The 19,275-nt window shown below is 36.1% G+C and carries 25 protein-coding genes; 19 read left to right on the plus strand and 6 right to left on the minus strand.

Annotated features, from left to right (window positions below; all coding sequences use genetic code 11):
• Window positions 1–24 precede the first annotated feature (24 nt).
• Window positions 25–891 (minus strand): alpha/beta fold hydrolase, encoded by an 867-nt coding sequence (locus tag MMB69_RS07315; protein WP_277447484.1) that lies wholly within the window; start codon window positions 889–891, stop codon window positions 25–27.
• A gap of 257 nt (window positions 892–1,148) precedes the next feature.
• Between MMB69_RS07315 and MMB69_RS07320 the strand changes: the two genes are divergently transcribed.
• On the plus strand, window positions 1,149–2,606 hold the full coding sequence (locus tag MMB69_RS07320) for a S8 family serine peptidase (protein WP_277447485.1): 1,458 nt from the start codon (window positions 1,149–1,151) through the stop codon (window positions 2,604–2,606).
• Between the two features lie 57 nt (window positions 2,607–2,663).
• On the opposite strand, the gene MMB69_RS07325 is transcribed toward MMB69_RS07320, so the two are convergent.
• Window positions 2,664–3,488, minus strand: a complete 825-nt coding sequence (locus tag MMB69_RS07325; RefSeq protein WP_221785416.1) for a hypothetical protein — start codon at window positions 3,486–3,488, stop codon at window positions 2,664–2,666.
• A 181-nt stretch (window positions 3,489–3,669) separates the two neighbouring features.
• Here MMB69_RS07325 and MMB69_RS07330 point away from each other — a divergent pair, with 181 nt between their 5' ends.
• From MMB69_RS07330 to MMB69_RS07360, 7 genes are all read left to right on the plus strand, one after another.
• Window positions 3,670–4,392 (plus strand): FxLYD domain-containing protein, encoded by a 723-nt coding sequence (locus tag MMB69_RS07330; RefSeq protein ID WP_277447486.1) that lies wholly within the window; start codon window positions 3,670–3,672, stop codon window positions 4,390–4,392.
• A 63-nt stretch (window positions 4,393–4,455) separates the two neighbouring features.
• On the plus strand, window positions 4,456–4,782 hold the full coding sequence (locus MMB69_RS07335) for an antibiotic biosynthesis monooxygenase family protein (RefSeq protein WP_277447487.1): 327 nt from the start codon (window positions 4,456–4,458) through the stop codon (window positions 4,780–4,782).
• Between the two features lie 61 nt (window positions 4,783–4,843).
• Entirely contained in the window at window positions 4,844–5,413 is a 570-nt protein-coding gene (locus MMB69_RS07340) for a histidine phosphatase family protein (protein ID WP_264408128.1), read from the plus strand.
• 122 nt (window positions 5,414–5,535) lie between these two features.
• Window positions 5,536–5,997 carry a GNAT family N-acetyltransferase gene (locus MMB69_RS07345; RefSeq protein ID WP_221785419.1) on the plus strand — a complete coding sequence of 154 codons (462 nt, stop codon included), beginning with the start codon at window positions 5,536–5,538 and terminating at the stop codon, window positions 5,995–5,997.
• Window positions 5,998–6,087: 90 nt separating this feature from the next.
• Complete coding sequence (locus tag MMB69_RS07350) at window positions 6,088–7,158, plus strand: beta-carotene 15,15'-monooxygenase (protein ID WP_481861866.1); 1,071 nt, start codon at window positions 6,088–6,090, stop codon at window positions 7,156–7,158.
• 136 nt (window positions 7,159–7,294) lie between these two features.
• Window positions 7,295–8,548 (plus strand): erythromycin esterase family protein, encoded by a 1,254-nt coding sequence (locus MMB69_RS07355; RefSeq protein ID WP_277447489.1) that lies wholly within the window; start codon window positions 7,295–7,297, stop codon window positions 8,546–8,548.
• Window positions 8,549–8,579: 31 nt separating this feature from the next.
• Window positions 8,580–8,945: a cupin domain-containing protein gene (locus tag MMB69_RS07360; protein WP_277447490.1), complete on the plus strand. Its 366-nt coding sequence runs from the start codon at window positions 8,580–8,582 to the stop codon at window positions 8,943–8,945.
• 26 nt (window positions 8,946–8,971) lie between these two features.
• Here the strand turns inward: MMB69_RS07360 and MMB69_RS07365 are convergent, their stop codons facing one another.
• On the minus strand, window positions 8,972–9,745 hold the full coding sequence (locus MMB69_RS07365) for a Cof-type HAD-IIB family hydrolase (protein ID WP_277447491.1): 774 nt from the start codon (window positions 9,743–9,745) through the stop codon (window positions 8,972–8,974).
• A gap of 14 nt (window positions 9,746–9,759) precedes the next feature.
• Window positions 9,760–9,930 (minus strand): hypothetical protein, encoded by a 171-nt coding sequence (locus tag MMB69_RS07370; RefSeq protein WP_221785422.1) that lies wholly within the window; start codon window positions 9,928–9,930, stop codon window positions 9,760–9,762.
• A gap of 114 nt (window positions 9,931–10,044) precedes the next feature.
• Between MMB69_RS07370 and MMB69_RS07375 the strand changes: the two genes are divergently transcribed.
• Window positions 10,045–10,488: a hypothetical protein gene (locus MMB69_RS07375; RefSeq protein WP_264409256.1), complete on the plus strand. Its 444-nt coding sequence runs from the start codon at window positions 10,045–10,047 to the stop codon at window positions 10,486–10,488.
• A gap of 53 nt (window positions 10,489–10,541) precedes the next feature.
• Here the strand turns inward: MMB69_RS07375 and MMB69_RS07380 are convergent, their stop codons facing one another.
• Entirely contained in the window at window positions 10,542–10,742 is a 201-nt protein-coding gene (locus tag MMB69_RS07380; RefSeq protein WP_277447492.1) for a hypothetical protein, read from the minus strand.
• 167 nt (window positions 10,743–10,909) lie between these two features.
• Here MMB69_RS07380 and MMB69_RS07385 point away from each other — a divergent pair, with 167 nt between their 5' ends.
• The gene (locus MMB69_RS07385) at window positions 10,910–11,317 is read left to right on the plus strand and encodes a DUF1878 family protein (RefSeq protein WP_221785424.1); all 408 of its coding nucleotides are present in this window, start codon (window positions 10,910–10,912) and stop codon (window positions 11,315–11,317) included.
• 55 nt (window positions 11,318–11,372) lie between these two features.
• A complete protein-coding gene (locus MMB69_RS07390; protein WP_098113676.1) occupies window positions 11,373–11,630 on the plus strand; it encodes a hypothetical protein in 258 nt (85 codons plus the stop codon).
• Window positions 11,631–12,414: 784 nt separating this feature from the next.
• Here MMB69_RS07390 and MMB69_RS07395 read toward each other — a convergent pair.
• The gene (locus tag MMB69_RS07395; RefSeq protein WP_277447493.1) at window positions 12,415–12,696 is read right to left on the minus strand and encodes a DUF4190 domain-containing protein; all 282 of its coding nucleotides are present in this window, start codon (window positions 12,694–12,696) and stop codon (window positions 12,415–12,417) included.
• Between the two features lie 281 nt (window positions 12,697–12,977).
• Here MMB69_RS07395 and MMB69_RS07400 point away from each other — a divergent pair, with 281 nt between their 5' ends.
• The 8 genes from MMB69_RS07400 to MMB69_RS07435 all read left to right on the plus strand — a co-directional run bounded on the left by MMB69_RS07400 (window position 12,978) and on the right by MMB69_RS07435 (window position 19,263).
• The gene (locus MMB69_RS07400) at window positions 12,978–13,268 is read left to right on the plus strand and encodes a hypothetical protein (RefSeq protein WP_221785426.1); all 291 of its coding nucleotides are present in this window, start codon (window positions 12,978–12,980) and stop codon (window positions 13,266–13,268) included.
• Between the two features lie 20 nt (window positions 13,269–13,288).
• Complete coding sequence (gene yidC, locus MMB69_RS07405; protein ID WP_277447495.1) at window positions 13,289–14,053, plus strand: membrane protein insertase YidC; 765 nt, start codon at window positions 13,289–13,291, stop codon at window positions 14,051–14,053.
• A gap of 55 nt (window positions 14,054–14,108) precedes the next feature.
• Window positions 14,109–14,348 carry a hypothetical protein gene (locus MMB69_RS07410; protein WP_277447496.1) on the plus strand — a complete coding sequence of 80 codons (240 nt, stop codon included), beginning with the start codon at window positions 14,109–14,111 and terminating at the stop codon, window positions 14,346–14,348.
• A 295-nt stretch (window positions 14,349–14,643) separates the two neighbouring features.
• The gene (locus tag MMB69_RS07415) at window positions 14,644–15,495 is read left to right on the plus strand and encodes an ABC transporter ATP-binding protein (protein ID WP_221785429.1); all 852 of its coding nucleotides are present in this window, start codon (window positions 14,644–14,646) and stop codon (window positions 15,493–15,495) included.
• Window positions 15,496–16,149: an ABC-2 transporter permease gene (locus tag MMB69_RS07420; RefSeq protein ID WP_221785430.1), complete on the plus strand. Its 654-nt coding sequence runs from the start codon at window positions 15,496–15,498 to the stop codon at window positions 16,147–16,149.
• A 240-nt stretch (window positions 16,150–16,389) separates the two neighbouring features.
• Entirely contained in the window at window positions 16,390–16,695 is a 306-nt protein-coding gene (locus tag MMB69_RS07425; protein ID WP_221785431.1) for a hypothetical protein, read from the plus strand.
• A 449-nt stretch (window positions 16,696–17,144) separates the two neighbouring features.
• Window positions 17,145–17,354: a hypothetical protein gene (locus MMB69_RS07430; protein ID WP_221785432.1), complete on the plus strand. Its 210-nt coding sequence runs from the start codon at window positions 17,145–17,147 to the stop codon at window positions 17,352–17,354.
• A 646-nt stretch (window positions 17,355–18,000) separates the two neighbouring features.
• A complete protein-coding gene (locus MMB69_RS07435; protein WP_221785433.1) occupies window positions 18,001–19,263 on the plus strand; it encodes a SulP family inorganic anion transporter in 1,263 nt (420 codons plus the stop codon).
• Window positions 19,264–19,275 lie beyond the last annotated feature (12 nt).

Raw genomic sequence — 19,275 nt, forward strand, 5'->3', positions numbered from 1 at the left:
TGTACTTTTCGGTCTTTTTCGGTTTTATTTGCGTAAGAAGTCTCTCATAAATTCATTCACCTTTTGGGGCTGCTCATGCTGAGGCGCATGTCCTACACCGTCTAAGCGGTGAATCGTTACGTTTGGAACGTACTCTTCAATTCCATCTAAATTACTGTTTTCAAACGCTTCGTCCGCATTTCCCCATACAATTAAAGTTGGAGAGTGAAATACTTTATGCGGCAGGGCAACAGGTTTATGAACGCGCTCTTCAAACGGATAAAGGGAAGAAGCACGGTAGTAGTTAAGCATGCATTTCATCGCATTCGGCTGGTTCCACGCCTGTACGTATTTAGCTTCTTCTTCTTTAGTTAAGTAGCCTTTTTTGATGCCGGGCTCCGTCAGCATGTTTCTTAACTTTTCACTATTGTTCGCGAGTAGCTCATCCTGAGAATTTGGCTGTTGGAAAAAGCTCATATAGCTGCTTGCTTTCCGCTGAGCAGGGTTTTCAGCAAGCTCTCTTATAAATGTGTAAGGGTGCGGTGCATCAAACATGACTAATTTTTTGACATACTGCGGATATGTATAAGCAAATGCCCATGCAACAGCGCCGCCCCAATCATGTGCCACTAACACACATTCTTTTTCACCAAATGCTTCAATTAACTGTTTTACATCTTCCATTAAAAGGGGCATGCTGTAAGAAGAAATTTCTTCTGGCTTATCTGATAAATTATAGCCTCGCATATCTACAGCTACCACGCGGTAATCTTTCGAAAACTCTTCTAACTGATGGTGCCACGTGTACCAAAAGTAAGGGAATCCGTGTAAAAACAGCATAAGCTCGCCTTCACCTTTTGTTACGTAATGAAGGTTTACATCATTCACTTTTACATAACCGTCTTTAAACATCTTATTCATCCTTTCGCTTTTAATCTTTATTATAGGAAAACTTTACTCTTTATTACTTGATACATCAACTAATAAGGTTTTTTTAGGCGGTAAATGAGCTATAAAGCTCTTTTAAATCCCTTATTTTGGTTATTATTTATGAAATATAATCCAAGTCTTATTTTAAATAATCGTAATCTATTAGAAAAACTTGGAATTTTAAAGGTTGTGTAATAAGATAGTATATGATAAATATTTCCATATATAGGAGGGGACATATGCAAAAAAAAATTCTACATACGGTGCTTTCATTTGCGGTAGGAGCAGGAGTGTTTGCCGTTGGCGGAGTTCCTACTCAAGCTAAGAGTCAAGATCAAAAGATAAGTAACACATACACAATTGCTTTTAAAAATGGATTACCAGACAACTATCAAGAGATTATCCAAAAAGCAGGTGGGAAAGTCACCAAAGCTCTGCCTGAAGTAGGAGGAATAGAAGCTCAATCTGAACAGGCTTCTTTTCTTAACAATTTAAAAGGTAATTCTTCAATCGAAGCTGCCAACAGGGAAATTCCTCTAAGATTGGAAAAAACAGCATATAGTCTTTACAACTATCAGTCTAGTATTATCAGCTCACAGAATGCAGAGAATTATTGGGACTCTCAGTGGGATATTCAACGAGTGACAAATGGCGGAAAATCTTATGATGTAGAAACAGGCGGATATAAAAATAAAGATGGTAGTACAACTCATAAAGCAGTGGTGGGAGTTATTGATACGGGTATTGACGAGTCTCACCCTGATTTAAAAGATAATATACTAGGCGGACGTAATCTTGTTCCGGCCGGAATGGACGAATCGGAAACTGGGGATCCCGCAGATATAAAAGATCGCAATGGACACGGTACGCATGTTGCTGGGATCATCGGAGCGAATGGAAAAGTAAAAGGAGTAGGACCAGAACTAGGAATACGTTCTTATCGCGTACTGTACTCAAAGCAAGCTCTTGGAATGCCTGCTTGGATTATAGACGGAATTATTGCCGCAACCAATGATAAAGTCGATGTTATTAATATGTCTCTTCGTTTCTATAATAATAACAAAATGACTATTGAAGGAGAAAGCTATAAATCAATCGCTGAAACGCTGCTTTGGAAAAGAGCTATTCAGTACGCCGTGAAAAATGACGTAACGGTCGTAGCCGGTAGCGGAAATGAAAGTTTGAATTTAGATAATAAAAAGGAAGTAAACGACTTTTTAAATACCCTGTATGAACCGTATGGAATAAGTTTCAAAGGTCCTGCAACTGTCGTGCCGGCACAAATGCCAGGAGTGATTAATGTCTCGGCTTCTACAAAATGGTCTACTCAGCAGCTTGCTTTCTACTCTAATTATGGAAACAGTGCTATTGACGTAGCGGCTCCAGGAGGGGATTTGGGAGAGAAATATGCCAAAACCAATGATCCAGCAGCGGCTGATCCAAGCAATTTAATCCTAAGTACATGGCCGACTTATTTAGGGGCTTCCTATGAGTTAAACGCCGGTACTTCCATGGCAACTCCTCAAGTAGCTGGAATTGCAGGAGTTCTTAAAGCCGCTCATCCTGAGTATAAACCCGCTCAAGTAACAGCACGTATTAAGCAAACAGCTTTTGACTATGGAAAAAAAGGACATGACGCTTTATTTGGTTCAGGAGAAGCAAATGCTTATAGAGCGTTAAAAGATATAAAGAACTAGCGCTTGTAATGAATACAGCAAAAAAACCTCTCTAAAACTAATTTTAGAGAGGTTTTTTTAAAACTCACCGGCCTTAGCAATTCCTAAATTAGATTCAAAGTCGGTAATGTATACACAGGCATTCGTATATTTATCATAGGAATCATAGCTAAAGTTTCTGCTTACATTATAATCTCCACTTATAGGTTGATAGAATTGAATCGATTTAATTTGATCGTTGAGAGATAAATTAAAATTATAAGTTGCTTTTTTTAATTGTTCGAGCTGCAGCTGGGTGAAACTATCGCGATGCTTTTGGATTTCGTCTTGCATGAGCTCTATTTTATATTTAGATACGGTGTTAATATGATCAATCGCAGGCCCCATATCTTTTTTTATTTGTGCTTCAGAAGAATGGAAGTGTTTATCATCAAATGAATCTGACACGTTATTGCTTCCTTCCCACGTTTTTGTTGCATCTATAACGTCATGCATATTGTTCATGAGCGTAACTTCATAGATAGTCTTGCTTGAATTAAATCTTTTATAAGATTTTACATATTCTTTTTCTGTTAATGCATCTACATCTCTTTTTAATTGCGCTATGCTTTCTTTTAGTTCGCTATCACTTTGTGTTTCTACTTTTGACGTACTATTAATAGACGCAGACAGCAGGTTAAAATCGTTTTTATAGCTTTGAAACGTTTTATCTTCTATCTTTCCGTCTTTATTGATTAAGCGTTCGGACTCGTTTTGCAGAAATTTCAGCTCTATGGCCAGCTCTTTTTTTTCCTCGCTTCCATCTATGCTTTCATTGTTTGAACTCGTGTGACTGCACCCCATTAATCCAAGCGCCAAAGCTATCGTAATGGTCCCAGCTGTTATCTTGCTTATGTTCCTCATGTTGAAACTCCATTTCTCTTTGTTTATTACTTACATATAAAGACTATATCATATAAATGGAATATTTATCTAATTATAGTTTTAGCAAATTCTAATTAGGTGTGAAATCCCCTTTAGATAAATCCAAAAAAGTATTATAATGGAATTTGTGAAAAAAATAGTATTAAACGGAGGAATCATCATGAAAGTAAGACTGCTGCTAGGAATACTCCTAGCATTCTTGTTCATTCTGGCTGGATGCAACAAGGAAACGGACACTGCCCAGCATAAGAAAGAGAAAACAAAGGATGAAAAAATAAAAATAGTAGAAGAAAAAAGTTATACACTTGCAGATTCGATCACTCATAATAACGTACTGAGCTATTCTGCGGTTATAAAAAATGAAAGTGACAAAACGCTTAATGTAAACGATACAACAATAAAATATGTAAACAAAACTGGAAAAGTCCTTGATCCGCATATTATTCCAAGTGACCCCGACGTTCATCTTGCTCCCTATGTACTAAAGCCGGGCGAGGAAGGGTACATTTCAGCGGAAGGAATTATTAATAAAGAACCAGATACATATAATGTAAAGGTCAAGATTAATCCGATAAAACCTGCAAGTAATGTACAGAGCTTGAAAATTAAAGGCGACGCAATGAGTCAGGAAAAAGAGAATCACATCCTACATATCAACGGAACAGCTACAAACAATACCAAAGAATCTACTGAATATATTCTGGTTGGTGGAGCCTTATATGGAAAACAAAATGAGTTTATAGGAACTATATTTCAATCCGAAGAAGCGCAGCTGAATCCTGGAAAATCCATTCCTTTTGACGCTACTTCATCGGAAATCCCTGATAAAGAACTAGCAAAAGTGAAAAAATATAAAGTAGTAGCTTCTACGTATCAAGAGTAAAAGAGTCTTCACATTAGACTCTTTTTGTTATTAATTTGACTTTATTTAAAGGAGGAAATCAATATGTCTGGAATTGCTAAAACCCCTGAGCCCCCTTATTATGCTGTCATTTTCGCGTCTGAAAGAACGGAAGGTGAGAAGGGTTATGGAATCATGGCAGACAAAATGGTAGAGCTTGCATCTAATCAAAAAGGCTTTTTAGGAATAGAAAGTGCCAGGGACAAAGATTTAGGCATTACCATTTCATACTGGGATTCTTTAGAATCAATCAAAATGTGGAAAGAAAACTCAGCCCACCGTGCAGCCCAGCACAAAGGAAAAACAGAATGGTATCAAACGTTTTCGCTTAGGGTTTGTAGAGTGGAAAGGCATAGCTTTTTTGAGATGTAGGGCGCTTCTAACATGAAAAGATGAATTATACATACACAACAGTTTTAAGAGGAGAGAAAATGTGACAAATTTATATTTGATCCGGCATGCTCATTCGATATATACACCTGATGAAGTGAATAGACCTTTATCAAAAAAAGGAATGGTAGACGCTGAGCAAATTGCGAGTTCACTTAAAAACGAAGAGATACATCTTGTGATTTCCAGTCCGTATCAACGAGCTGTTCAAACAGTCGAAGGAATTGCTAATCAATTCAATTTAGATATTGAACTGGCATATGATCTAAAAGAAAGAAAATTAAGCTCGGATCCTTTAGAAGATTTCGAAACAGCAATCACAAAAGTGTGGAAAGATCCTTTATTTTCTCTAACAGGAGGAGAGTCAAATATCATAGCTCAGCAAAGAGGCATAGCATGTATTTGTAACATTTTAGAAAAGTATCAAGGAAAAAATATTGTTGTTGGAACGCATGGAAACATCATGGTGTTAATCATGAATTATTTTGATGCAAAGTATGATTTTGAGTTTTGGAAGAGCTTACAGATGCCTGATATCTACAAATTATCTTTTGAAGGAGATAGCTTAAAGTCTGTTTCCAGAATACTCATGAACTACAGCAATAAAAGTTGAAATCTAAAATATATTGCAGATGTTAAAGGCTTTTCATATAGCGGAATACGTGTCTAGCATTTGAAAAAGAAAGGGCGTGCATATGGAAATGAGGAGAACCATTAAGACGCGGAGGAAAAACCGTGACAGTTGATTTCTTGTCTAATCATCCTGATTATATTAAAGAAGTCGCCGCTATGATTTATAAAGAATTTGTGGAACCAACAACTAGCAGCATGACTTTTGAAGAAGCTGTAACCTTCTTTTCACACACAAAGAAAGATGATTTGCCTCTTACACTCATTGCGCTAGAAGGAGAAGCGTGCTTAGGGACCGTATCAATTTTTGAAAACGACTTAAAAACACAAGATGTATACAAACCTTGGCTTGCTTCCTTGTACATAAAGCCCCAACATCGCAGTAGAGGTGTTGGTCAAACTCTCATACTAGAAGGATTAAAGGTAATTAAGAGCTTAGGATATCAAGAGCTTTATTTAAAGACTGAAACCGCCTCTGAATACTACCAAAACAGAGGGTGGAAGCTTCTTCAGACAATTTCAGGTAATAACGATAAAAAAGTCGATATCTTTAAATGGATTTTATAACACAAAGCCATGTTACAAAGTGACTTAAATCAACTACACTGCTAAAATGGAAGTAACAGGAATTGTAATGTTTCGCCAACTAAAAGTGAGGTGGGTTGTTTGGTTCTTCATAAAAAAACAGTTTCTTTTGTCGCTCTTTTTTTACTGCTGTTAGTAATAAGTTCAAATTACGTGTTGTATCATTCTTCTTTTGGACTTCAGTCGTTGCCTGGTGATTTCAACGGAGTAGTAGTAGGTTCTATTTTAGACTTAAGCCTTGTGGCTCCGCTCTTATTTCTAGCTTGGCAACGTAAGTTCAGTCTAAAGTACTTTATTGTATTAATGGCAACAGGCCTCGTGGCTGCGCGTTTTATCATTCCAAGTGAATATTTGGCTTCTTTTCAGTCGGTTATGTGGCTAGGGGTTGGCATAGAAGGACTGCTTATTTTGTTTGAACTTTCACTGCTGTTTATGCTAATTAAAAACGTACCGCCTATTTTAAGAAGGATCAGATCAAGCTCTTTACCGCTTTTATTTTCTTTTTCGCGGGCTATAAACGAAAAGTTCCCCAAACAAACTTTTATCCACATACTGTGTTCAGAAATGCTGATGTTTTACTATGCGTTTGGAACGTGGAAGAAGAAGCCGAATGATGAAGCCAACACCTTTACCCTGTATAAACGCTCAAGTTTTGTCACGTTTCAAATTATGATTATTCATGCGATTGTCATTGAAACATTAGGGCTTCACTGGCTGCTACACAATACGTCTATCATTCTTTCAGTCGTTTTACTGATCCTTAATATTTATAGCATTGTTTTCTTCATAGGAGACATTCAGGCATTAAGGCTTAACCCTTTACGAGTTGAAGATGATCGTCTATACATTTCATTTGGTTTAGCTAAGCGTATGGAGATACCATTTAGAGACATTGCTGAGATAGTAGAAGACGCTCACATTCTCGAGCAAAAAGTACCTAACACCACGATTGAATTTATCGCACGCGATTTTGAAACCGTGCATCCTGATCTTTTACTAACATTAAAATCTCCAGTAGAGGCGACGCTTTTTATGGGAATTAAAAAGAAATACCAGCAGGTGGCCATTCGCGTAGATGATTCTCATGCGTTTAAGAAAATAGTCAAAGAACGTTTGGAGAAAGCTCAGAAGGGATTAATCTAAGATTCTAGAAAGCTAGGACCTTATAGATATATAAGGTCTTTTTGCTAATGATCAGCTACTGGACATAAATAGTGAAGTGTTAGCTGTATTTTAGTAAGATGGAAGTAATAGGTAATGCAGCAAAGGGGGATAGGGTATGGGAATTTTTTTTAGAGGAAAAGAGAAGTATTTAAACTCTATAGAATGGCTATCTGAAAACTCAATCCATTTAAGCAAACCAACTGAATGTACGCCGCAAGAGTTTGAATTTCTCCGTCATATCGTAAAAGATAAGAGAGTTGTGTGGTTAGGGGAAAACGGTCATAACATAAGAGAACATAATATGATGAAGTCAAAAATAATAGAATTTCTACATAAAGAAATGAATTTTACCGTACTGGCATTTGAAAGTGGATTAGCGGAATGCCATAGCGCTAATGAGTTAAAGGAAGAGTTTACAGATGAAGACTTTTTAAAAAACGCGATTTATTCTTTATGGGCAACAAAAGAAAATCTGTCTTTGTTTCAGCTAATGAAAAAATCAGATTTAAGTTTAATAGGAATAGATATTAATCCTTCTTCTAATCCTGATCTTTTCATAAAATTTGTTCAGCAGCTGAGTCCCGTAGTGTCTGAAGACGTGATAGAAAAGATAGAATACATTGAAGCAGGCGTATATAAATGGTACTACCAGCTAGGGCAATATAAAGCGAGAAGAAAAAAAGTCCCAGCAGAAATGCTGCATGAGTTTGAAGAGTTTAAAGAAAAAGCAAGCGCAGTAATAGCGGACTTAGAAGCTTATCTACATGAAGAATACGTTTTGTATCTTGAAAATCAAGAGCTTGTATGTAAAGTTAAAATAATTATTCGATGCCTGCAAAATCGCTTATATTTTATTAACCATATTCACCATAACCACCGAACCTATAAAAAAGTAAGAGAAAAAAGAATGAAAGAAAATCTAGAGTGGATTTGTCAGGAGCTGTATCCTGATGAAAAGATCATTATCTGGGCTCATAACCTTCATATTTTTAAGCAATACAAAACGTTTACGGGATTTGAACCTCTAGGAGCAATTGTCTCTAGTGAAATAAAGGAACAGTCTTATTACTTAGGCTTATTTATGTACGAAGGTGAAATACATACGGATACAGGGCAGCCATACAAAATAGAGAAGCCGCCTAAAAAAAGTCTAGAAGATTACATGCATCAAGTGCAGTCACCGGCGTTATTTACAGATTTCTCACAGCTTGAAAAAAACTCAGACAACAAATGGATATTCACTAAAACGATCTTTTTAGAAAGCGGTACTATGCCGACTTTATTTGTACCGCGTGATCAGCTAGACGGTGCTTTACTCGTTGAGTCTGTTTCTCCGCCCGAGTATCTTAAACGCAATAAAAATAAATAAAAAATCGTAATGAACAAAGAAGAGGTGCACATTGAAAATCTATACATGCAGCAAAGAAAACGGCAAAAATGTAGAAAAATATCAGTCGCATTTAGCTACTTACGTAAAAATGATTCAAACAAACGAAGCGTCTACGATTGGCTATATGTATATAGATGGAGAAGGAACGGTAGGACACCACCCAGCGCCTATCGCTCAGCTGTTTATCGTAGTCGAAGGTGAAGGGTGGGTAACAGGAGAGAATCAAAAACGAATACCCATTAGACGTGGAGAAGCAGCACTGTGGGAAAAAGGAGAGTGGCATACGTCGGGAAGTGAAGAAGGCATGACGGCCATTGTCATTCAATCCGAGGAGCTACATCCTGAAACATTTATGGAGAGAAAAAAGCACGCTTAGATAAATTATCTAGGCGTACTGCTTTCTTATAAAATGCCAAAATTTTTAAGGGCAAACTCAATTCCGTTTTCACCGGATTTCTTCGTAACAAAATCAGCGGCGTTTTTTAACTTATCAGATCCGTTGCCCATCGCAATTCCAAGGCCGGCTAATTCTATCATATCAATATCATTTTCTCCGTCTCCAAATGCGATGGCGTCAGATTGATGGATGTTAAAATAATGTAAAACCTTCAGGATAGCTACCGATTTTGTGATTTCTTCTTGAAGAACACTTACGATAAAAGGGTGCCACCTTTTAAACAGTAAATGAGGAAATCGCTGTGCATACTGCTCGGCGGTTTTGTCATCGGCATACAAGCACATTAAATAAATATCTTCATCATAAATACGCTCATTAATTTGAGGATAATCACTGAGCGATAACGTTTCCTTCAGGGCTTTTAAAATATTATCATCTTTGATCCCGTTCATGCTGAGCTCTTTTGTATAAAATGAAAGTCCGTGCTTTTCTGATGCCGCGTATTCAAAGACTTCACGCGTAACGTGCTTATCCATGGACAGCTTATGAATGACTTCTTCATTATGTACAGTAAACGCGCCGTTTGCGGTAATAAACGTATCTATACCTAATTCTCTAATTTCTTCACAGAGAGATAAAGGCCTGCCTGTCGCGGCTACGACTTTTAATCCTTTAATTTTTAGGCTTTTTACAATCTCTCGAGTTTTAGCGGAGATCGTCCCTTTTTCATGATGCGTAAGAGTTCCATCTACGTCAAAAAATACAATTTTATAGCTCATAGTAATCTCCTTGTTTAAACAGCTCGATCTTTTTTTACATTTACAAATAATAGCGCACAAATTAAAATAGCACCTACGTATAAAAACGCAGAAACAACCGGTTTATGTAAAAAAGCAGTATGATTGTATGAAGAGTCGTACAAGTAAAGAGCGGCTAAAAATAAAAAAGGCAGTAGTTTCTTCATGTTGTCACCTCCTGGTTTTATTATACATATTTTCCTTGTATTTGTATGTAATCTTAATAAGAGTGATAGAATGATAGTATTTTACATAAGCAATGAGAAAGCGAAGTGACGAATATGACCGTACATCACTATATAGGATCTCCCTATGAATTGCCTACAGGGAGTTTTGGCACAAAAGAAAAGTTGATTACAATCTATGAAAAAGAAGAAGATGCGTACGGTATTAGTGTTAATCGTTTAACCGACGGGTATAGCGACATAAAGCATGTATTTACCTTGCCATATATCTATGAATTATCTTGTGATGCACATTCTAAATCAATAAGAGAGTTGTTTACTTATATTGAAGAACAGCTGATAGAGGGCTGTCACATTGAATTATATTTGTGTTTAGACGGTGATGAAGCAAAAGAAAAAGATTCAAGTCTAGACACGAGTATTAACTTAAAAACCCTGTATTTTGGAAAGCATTATCAATTAGACAAAAAGAAGTATATCTATGAATTAGGGGAGCTGTTTACATTTGAAGATAAACAATTTGTAGTGGTGGTTAAATGAGTTGGTTAGCCTATAACTTTTAGATAAGAGTTATAGGCTAACCGCACTGATATTTACAAAAAAGGCTTAATATACGGAAGACTCAAACCAAAATAAATAACGCACAACATCAGTAAGTAACAGCCAATAACACTTCTTCTAACGGGTTTAGAAGCTTTCTTCAACCAGCCCCAGTGCTTATCTTCATAGTCAAAAATAAAGTAATCCAAAATGACGGACACCCCGATAATAGCAGCAATCATTAATAGTACCATATGTATCCTCGCTTTCAATTTATGAAATTATTCCCATTTATTATAATATACCTTATTATTCCATTCATTACAAAGTGATCTCCTACAAACGGTTTATTGGCACTACTAGATTATGGTAAAATTCACAGAGTATAATATAATCATTTTTTAAGAAAGATGGGAAGAAGTTGGACGTAGTAAAAGAAGTAAAATTACTAAAATATCAAATGAGTCTCATGAAGCACATGATCAACGCAGAGGAACATCCTTTTTTTATGTTTGCGATTGATCATGAATTTGAAGAAAACCAAGTCAAGGCATTTTTAAAAATACTAGGTGTGTTTAGCTGCCGAATCAAAGGTGAAGACATTTCCGTCTTTTATCAAAATGATCAGCTGTTCTCTCAATTTGCCCTTTCGTTAGAGAACGTATATGCGCCGACACCACCTACGCTAGAAGAATTAAAAATGTATGTGACTAACATTTTTTATCAGGAATTTGAATTAGAATATTTATTGTGCAGTTTAAAGAAGCAGTGTATTCAAATGGAAGTATGTGACTTTTTCTTGCAGCGTTTAAAAACAGATTTGAAATAAATAATTTAAGCTGTTTTAAACAGAGAGATTTCAAATAGAAAGAAGGCTAATTGGAGTGGCACGAATCATTAACTTTTGGTCATTTATTTTGTCGTTACTGTGGGTTGGTTTATTTTTCTTCGCTTTTAATCACCCTTCATTATTAAATATAAATTTTTGTGTAGCGATTATTCTATTTTTTACCGGCATCGCAGGGTTCTTTGGAATAAACAATTGGGTATCGGCTGTGAGAAGTATTTTGACAGTAGTAATTAGTGCTGGATTAACTCTAGTGACGGGATTTATTATCTTCATCGGCAATCTTTTTTCATAGCATGTACATAAAAGTACTACTAAAGGTTCTCGTGTAGAGAACCTTTAGTAAGCATGCTGCAGTAATAATCAAAATCGTAAGCCCGCTCAAAATTACCTTTCGTCCTTTGGTGTAGCTGCTCTGTTCCCGTATATCTTTTCAATAATTTTATACGTAACTCCAGTTAAAACGGACAGTATTAGCACCTTTCCTATAAGGTTAAGACCGTAGTTATATTTTAGGTAGTCTAGTAGTACTGCATATACAAAGACGCAGATACCTAATATGACATGTTTCATAAAAAGCTCCTTATTGACTTGATACGTCTATATTTTAACGTATAAAAGAGGGTTAAATCGTTAACCCTCTTTTAAAAATCTTGTTAAGTGACCAGCTGTTTTTTAACTCAGCTATTTACATTCAAAAGAATAGTCATTGGTAATTGGATTATGTATTTCTACTATCGTGTCTCCGCCGTTATCATAACACTTTGAGGTCAACATTTTTATTTCAGTACTATTAAAATAGCTAGAACAGTTAATCAACACAGAGATGACTAGCAGTAAAGTAAGTAGAACAATCACTATTTCTTTTATTCTAGATTCAACGATAGATTTAATTTTGTATTCTCCTTTGCAATTTACATTAAAAGCTATAGGTCTAGTAACAATGAGTCATAGTTAACGTTTAAATTTTAAGAGCTTGATCTTCGGATAGTCGAAAATCAAGCTTTTATTCTTTCATGTAGAAATTTGAATAATCTTATCTAAACCACGTTTTTCTTACATTTTTTAATTTACCTGTTTTATTCATAGTCAACCGTCGTGCCCGCAAACATAAACGTAATAATCCCCAATACAAAGAACAGCTGAGAAATTACGCCTACCATACTGCAAATCAATCCTGCAATTGCGAGTCCTTTACCGCCTTGATTGGAAGCAGCTATTTGATTTGATGCTTTTTTGTAGAGGATAATGCCGATAATACCTGTAATAAACCCGATGATTGGAATAAAAATGGATAGGATACCTAGAGTTAGAGAAACAATAGAGTTGGTGTTTACTTGAGGTTTTGTATTAGTTTCCAATAGATTCACTCCCTATAAATGATATTTTTTGATTATACCATAAAAAGGAATAATATCCTTTTTACTAATAAAAGTAGAAATTTTTAGAATTATATGTGTCCCGGTATATTGTCTATACGTCATTTCATCAACCGTATAATGACAGCTACAAAAAGAAACTTATTTTTTGACTCCTATAAGGAAATCGATTTTGCGGGCTACCTTAGATTAAATCTGCTTCATAAAACATTTAACCTAAATTAAGGAAAATATGATACAATAATCCATAAGGATGTGAATAAATGGAATTGTTTATACCGGATGCTTTAGTGTATTTATCATTTGCGATTATGACGGCATTCTTTGTGCATGCTGCTATTAAACTAGCTACATTTCAAACAATACATAAGCATGTTTGTCTGCAGCAAACGGATATGTATCTTATACAAAACGTGAATCTTTTAAGCGCTCAGGATCTCATATGCTGCGTGTATTACAAATTTAAATTTATATATTCTGTTCACAGACAAGAAGCAATAGGTGAACAAGATGATGAAGGTCCGCATTCGCCAGTATTTTTTTCGTTTAACTAAAAAATACTGGAGGAATATAAATGTTAAAACATAAAAAGAAGCTTTTCTTTATTTTTGTTTCCATTTTTCTACTTGCCGGCTGTGATTCATCAAACGTTATTCAAAGTTCGCACACTCACTTTTTTGATCACTATTTTATTTATCCTTTTTCACTGCTCATTTTATTTATAGGAAATACGTGGCTTCATCAAAGTATTGGTTTTTCAATTATGCTTGTGACGGTGGGCGTGCGTATGCTGCTGGCGCCTTTAAACATTCTTCAATATAAAAATCAGCTGAGCAATAAACGTATACAGCCTCAGCTTCAAGAGCTAAAAGAAAAGTACAAAGATAAGGATAGTGAGAGTCAGCAGCAATATCAGCGTGAAATGATGAAACTGCTTAAAGAAAATGGAGCCAATCCTCTTATGGGATGCCTTCCTTTACTTGTTCAGCTTCCTGTCTTTTCAATCGTGTACTATGCGATTAGACGAATAGATGAGATTAGCGCATCGTCCTTTTTATGGCTAGATTTAGGGCACTCGGATCCGTATTTTATTCTTCCAATCGTTGCAGCGGTTGCTACGTACTTACAGGGAAGAGTTATGCAAACAGGCGTAGAAGGAATGAATTCATCCCACGCACTGCTAGCCCAAATTCTTTCGCCTGTCATGGTCCTTTCTTTTGGGATATTTTCACCGTCAGGTCTCGTCTTGTATTGGATGACGGGCAGTTTGTTTATGATCTTTCAATCTCTTGTATTAAAAAAGGTTTTTCAAGAAAAGGCAGTGCTTGAAGCAAAATAAAGAAATTAAAAGGTTGCTTTGCTTGGAGCAGCCTTTTAATGAAAGGAGGGGTACAGTGAAGAAATACATCATTTCATTCGGCGTAACGCTTGGAACGATAGCACTTTTATTTTTCATCGGAAATACATTTCATATTTCGTTGCTTTCAGTTCAATGGATTTATGTAAATGAACCGGAAAATTTTCAAATGGAAGCACAAGGCGGTTTGATACCGGTAGCCATCGGACTTATTCTTGGTTTTATAACCGACTATGTATTAAGTGAAAAAGAAAAAAAGCAGGGTCATCAATTATAGTGAAGAAAAAAGGATCTTTTATAGCAGATCCTTTTTTTATTTGTGATTTTGCTAAATAGCTCAGGCAAGAATAGTACAGGCAGATGTTGTCATACATATTACGGTCATCAAAAACAAACGAAGGGGCAGCAAACCTTTATGTTATCATCGACTTTTTCTAGTTTACTAGCTATAATTGGTATTAAATAGTCATTTTTGTAAATAAAAGGTGATTTAAAGTGCCGTCAAAATAACTAAATCAGTTACTTTCTAAGATTACACCTAACTCTACCAATAGAGAAAGTGAAGTGAGCAAATGACAAATCTTTTAGAAGTTAGAAACATGGCAAAATCGTTTGGCCAAAATGAGGTTTTAAAAGATGTTTCATTTAATGTACCTCCTGGATCGATTGTTGGATTTATTGGTGATAACGGAGCAGGGAAATCGACGACGTTTAAAGCAGTACTAGGATTAATTTCGAGAGATAGCGGTACGGTCGAAATATTTGGTGAAGACAATTTAAATAAAGATGCGACGATTAAAGAAGACATTGGAGTCGTGTTTGATGCGATTAATCTGCCGGTTTCTTTAACGATAAAACAGTTAAACAACGTTTTTAAGAAACTATTTAATTCTTGGGAAGAAGCTAATTTTCACCGGTTGATTCATTCTTTTTCATTGCCAGAAGATAAAAAAATACATACGTTTTCACGCGGCATGTCTATGAAATTATCTCTAGCGGTAGCGCTGTCTCACGGTGCTAAACTATTGCTGTTAGATGAAGCGACAGGAGGATTGGATCCTTCGTCTAGAGAGCAGATATTAGATGAATTAAAAGCTTTTGTCAGCGATGGGAACAGCGGAATACTGCTTTCATCTCATATTATGAGCGACGTCGAAAAAATCGCGAGCCATCTTGTTGTGATTAAAAACGGTGAAATCTTATTAAATGAAGAAAAAGAGAAAGTTTTTCAAGAGTATGCAATTGCCGTTATGAATGAAGAACAGCTGAACTTACTTCCTAAAGATGTAGTAGTGGCAAAAAGAACGTATGATAAATCTGTCCGTGTACTCGTATCAGATAAGCATCAGCTGCCAGATGAAACTATAACTGAACCGATGTCTATGGAAGAACTAAGCGTGCTTTTAACGAGGAGTGAAACGTAAATGAGAGGTCTATTGTTAACGAACTACTACCTCATTCACCGAAGCTTTTTGACTTACACAGCGCTCGCCATAGTTATTTCTGCGGTCATCTTTTATTTTGCGGATCCTTCATTTTACCGTATTATAGCGATGTTAATTATTTTATTAATGGCAATGCCAGCGCTTGAAGTGATCAAATTAGAAAGTAAAACCGGCTATGACAAATACGTGCTTACTCTTCCGATTAGTCGAAAAAATGTGGTGCAAAGCCACTATGTTTTTTACTTTTTAATTGTCGTCAGCGGAACCATCCTATCTTATGGTGTTTTCTCAATGTATTCGCTTATTTCTCAAAGTGAAGTAGAGGATATAGCAAATATCGTTTCGTTTGGTACATTTATCGTACTTTTTGCCGGTGCACTTGCTTATCCGCTTCTTTACGTATTCGGAGCAGAGAAATCTGATGGAATAGTACTTGGAGGGGGCATGGGAGGCCTCTTCGTTGCGATTGCTTTACAGGGAGCTGTTGGGTATATAGTTGAAATATTAGCAGCATCAAGCTTACCGATCGCTTCTTCTTTGCATGTTCCTATCTTATATACTCTCTTTGGGATGGTAATGTATATTGCTTCTTACTTTATTGCGCTGTCTATCTATCGGAAGAGAGAGTTTTAGTATGAATTGATTTTAAAGTAAAGACTACAAAGCGTTCTTCAAGGCTATTTGTCAACAAATAATTCAAACAACAAAACAGCCACAACATTTGATAAACTAAGCAAACAAGATCTCAAAAATATAGCCCATATTATTGGTGATCAAGCTTAACTTATTAAGGTTTTCACAAAAGTTAATTGTGTCCTCTATACACTTGTATTATAGTAAAAGATGCAGTTTTAAAATGAGAAAGGAGATTATATGGGGAATTCGTTTAAACAGGCTTCAAACGTATCAAAAAACGCTTTTATTGCTACACTGATTTTGTATATCATTATTGTAGCGTCTTTTATTCCGTCAATTGTATTTGCGGGAGCTTTCTTTGCTATAGTAATTAAAATAGCAGCAGCACTTTTAATCTTAGTAACAATCCTAGGAATGATTTATTCGCTCTTCATTAGAGGCGGTCAAAAATTTCTTTTTTTACTGTTACATGCCGCTTCTTTATTGATTGTTTTGTTTAGTATCTCTGCTTTTATGCTCGCTAAAAGCGCCGAGTTGACATAGTGAAGAGGAATTACATATGCAAAAAGGCAGGAGAAATCCTGCCTTTTTTATTTTTGTATGATTTCAAGAGGACTCGTATGTTCTAGGGAGGCAATGCTGACTATTTGGCTAAACTTGTTTAACAAGAAGAAAAGAAGGAAAAGGAAGAAAAAGGATATGTGATAATTTGGAAATGGTCATAGCTATGGCAGCAGGCATGGGATTTCTTTTCTCTTTTTATCTTTTTTACATTCACCTTGTTATAAGTGGAAGAAGGGGTAAACCTTTGAGTGAAAGTCAAAGTTATATGTTGAGAGGAGTAGCTGTAATCGTTCTTTTAGTCAGCTTTATTTTAGGAAGTCACTTTTTATAAAAGATGATTGATACATAATGTTGAGTGTATCCCTCAATCTAAAAGAATGCTGCCACTATCAAGCTAGGCGGGTTGAAAAAGAGAGGAGGCTACTAAAATGAAATGGTACAAGCACGCGCTCATTCCTTTAGCTATAGGCTTTTTAAGCTTCGTATGTTTTATGATTTATAGTAAAGCAGCAGCAAATACGAGTCTTCAGCTAAACCAGGCGCTGTTTATTTCCATAGGAATAGGTATTGGAGCAGTCCCAGTCTCATTTTTTGTAGAGTATCAAAAGAACAAAGAACATAAAAAGTTTCATAGCTGAGTTATTTACCAATTGGCCGTTCGTTCTTTATTTTGTTTGTTAAAAAGGATGTGATGACCTGTTAATTCTCTTAAAGATTGGTATGTTGTTTTTTATCATTTTACTGCACGTTGCCTTTCGAAAACTGATTTTTTATGCCCATAACAAACAAAAGAAATCCCCAAAAGAAGGGAGAAGGATATTAATAGAAGGATTTTTAATTATGTTAGTCATCCTGTTATCTATCATGAATTTTTTAAAGTATTATTATTCTAGCAGTTGATTGAAGAGCAAGGCGAAGACTCCTGCGGGAAGAGCGGGACAGATGAGACCCCGCAGGAGCGCAAGCGACGAGGAGGCTCATCGCCCGCCCACATAGACTCTATAGTTACTATAGGGTCTAGTTATCTTGCTTTATTTATAATTAAGAACCACAGTTTATCTGAAAAATAACTAAAAGAATAAATAGCAAGAATTTTTAAGAAAATTTTAATAACTTGCTAAGAAACTTCTAATTTCCTCTTTATTTTTTTGTAAGTTGTCTCCTTTAAGATAAAAGTAATCGAGTAGCCCACCTTATTTTAAATAGATCAAAGCTAAATAAGGTTGTATGACCAAAATACGAATGGGTAACCTCACTACTTAAAATGGAGGCTGATGTACACTTATGAATCTAGAGGTTTTTCGAAATTACTCCTTGCAGCATTTGAAGAAAGATATACTATCGGGTATTGTTGTTGGCATTATAGCTATACCTTTAGGGTTAGGATTTGCGATAGCTTCTGGAATATCGCCTGTTACAGGACTTTATACAACGATTGTAGCGGGCTTGCTAATTGCTATTTTAGGTGGATGTAGGTTTCAAATTGCCGGACCTACTGGTGCGTTTGTTCCTGTTTTATTAGGAATTGTGCTGCAATATGGCTATGAAAGCTTATTAATTGCCGGCTTTATGTCCGGAATTCTCCTGATTATCTTTGCGCTCTGCAAAGTAGGAGCTTTAATCAAGTATTTTCCGTCATCTATTATTGTAGGATTTCAGTCAGGAATTGCGCTGATTATCTTTAGCGGGCAGATTCCAAACTTCCTCGGGCTGCACGCTATTGAAAAATATCAGTATTTTCATTTAAATATAAAAGAGATCTTTGGTAATTTACACTTCATCAACATCTATAGTATCGCTACAGCAGGATTGTGCTTAGCTACGATTTTAATTGTTCTTTACTTTTCACCTAAGTCGCTGGGGATGTCCTATTTACTTGGAATCATTGTATCAACGGGCTTGGCATCTTTTTTCTTTTCCAATCAGTTTGAAACCATTGGTTCCATTTACGGAGAGATACCTCGTCATTTCCCGGCGCCAGTGTTTCCAGATATAACAGTGGAGAGGGTTGTCACTCTTTTACCTTCTGCGTTTGTGATTGCTATACTTGTAGGGTTACAGTCTTTACTGACAGCTCGCGTTGCGGATGAAATGACAAAATCAAAGCACAGCAGCAAAAAAGAACTGATTGGCCAGGGAATCGTAAACATGGTGACGCCGATGTTTTCAGGTATTCCCGCGGCAGGAGAGATTGCAAGAACGGTTACCAATATTAAAAACGGCGCTTCTTCCCCAATTGCAGGCATTACGCATGCTATCTTTGTATTAATTGTGCTGCTAGTGCTCGCCCCGTACGCTTCGTACGTTGCGCTTGCCAGTCTTGCGCCAGTTTTGATGGTCGTAGCATGGAATATCAGTAAAAAAGAACAGTTTGCAAAGGTGATAAAAGAAAAATCATTTCATTCACTGGTTTTACTTACGACATTTTCGTTAACGGTGTTTACAAACTTGACAATTGGAATAGCCGTCGGGTTGTGCTTATGTGGTATACACTTTATGGTGAAAAAGAGCCGCGAAAAACAAAAGCTATTAAGAAAAACAGGTTAATGGAAGCATATA

The sequence above is a fragment of the Priestia sp. P5 genome (assembly GCF_029522155.1).
Classification (GTDB): Bacteria; Bacillota; Bacilli; order Bacillales; family Bacillaceae_H; genus Priestia; species Priestia megaterium_E.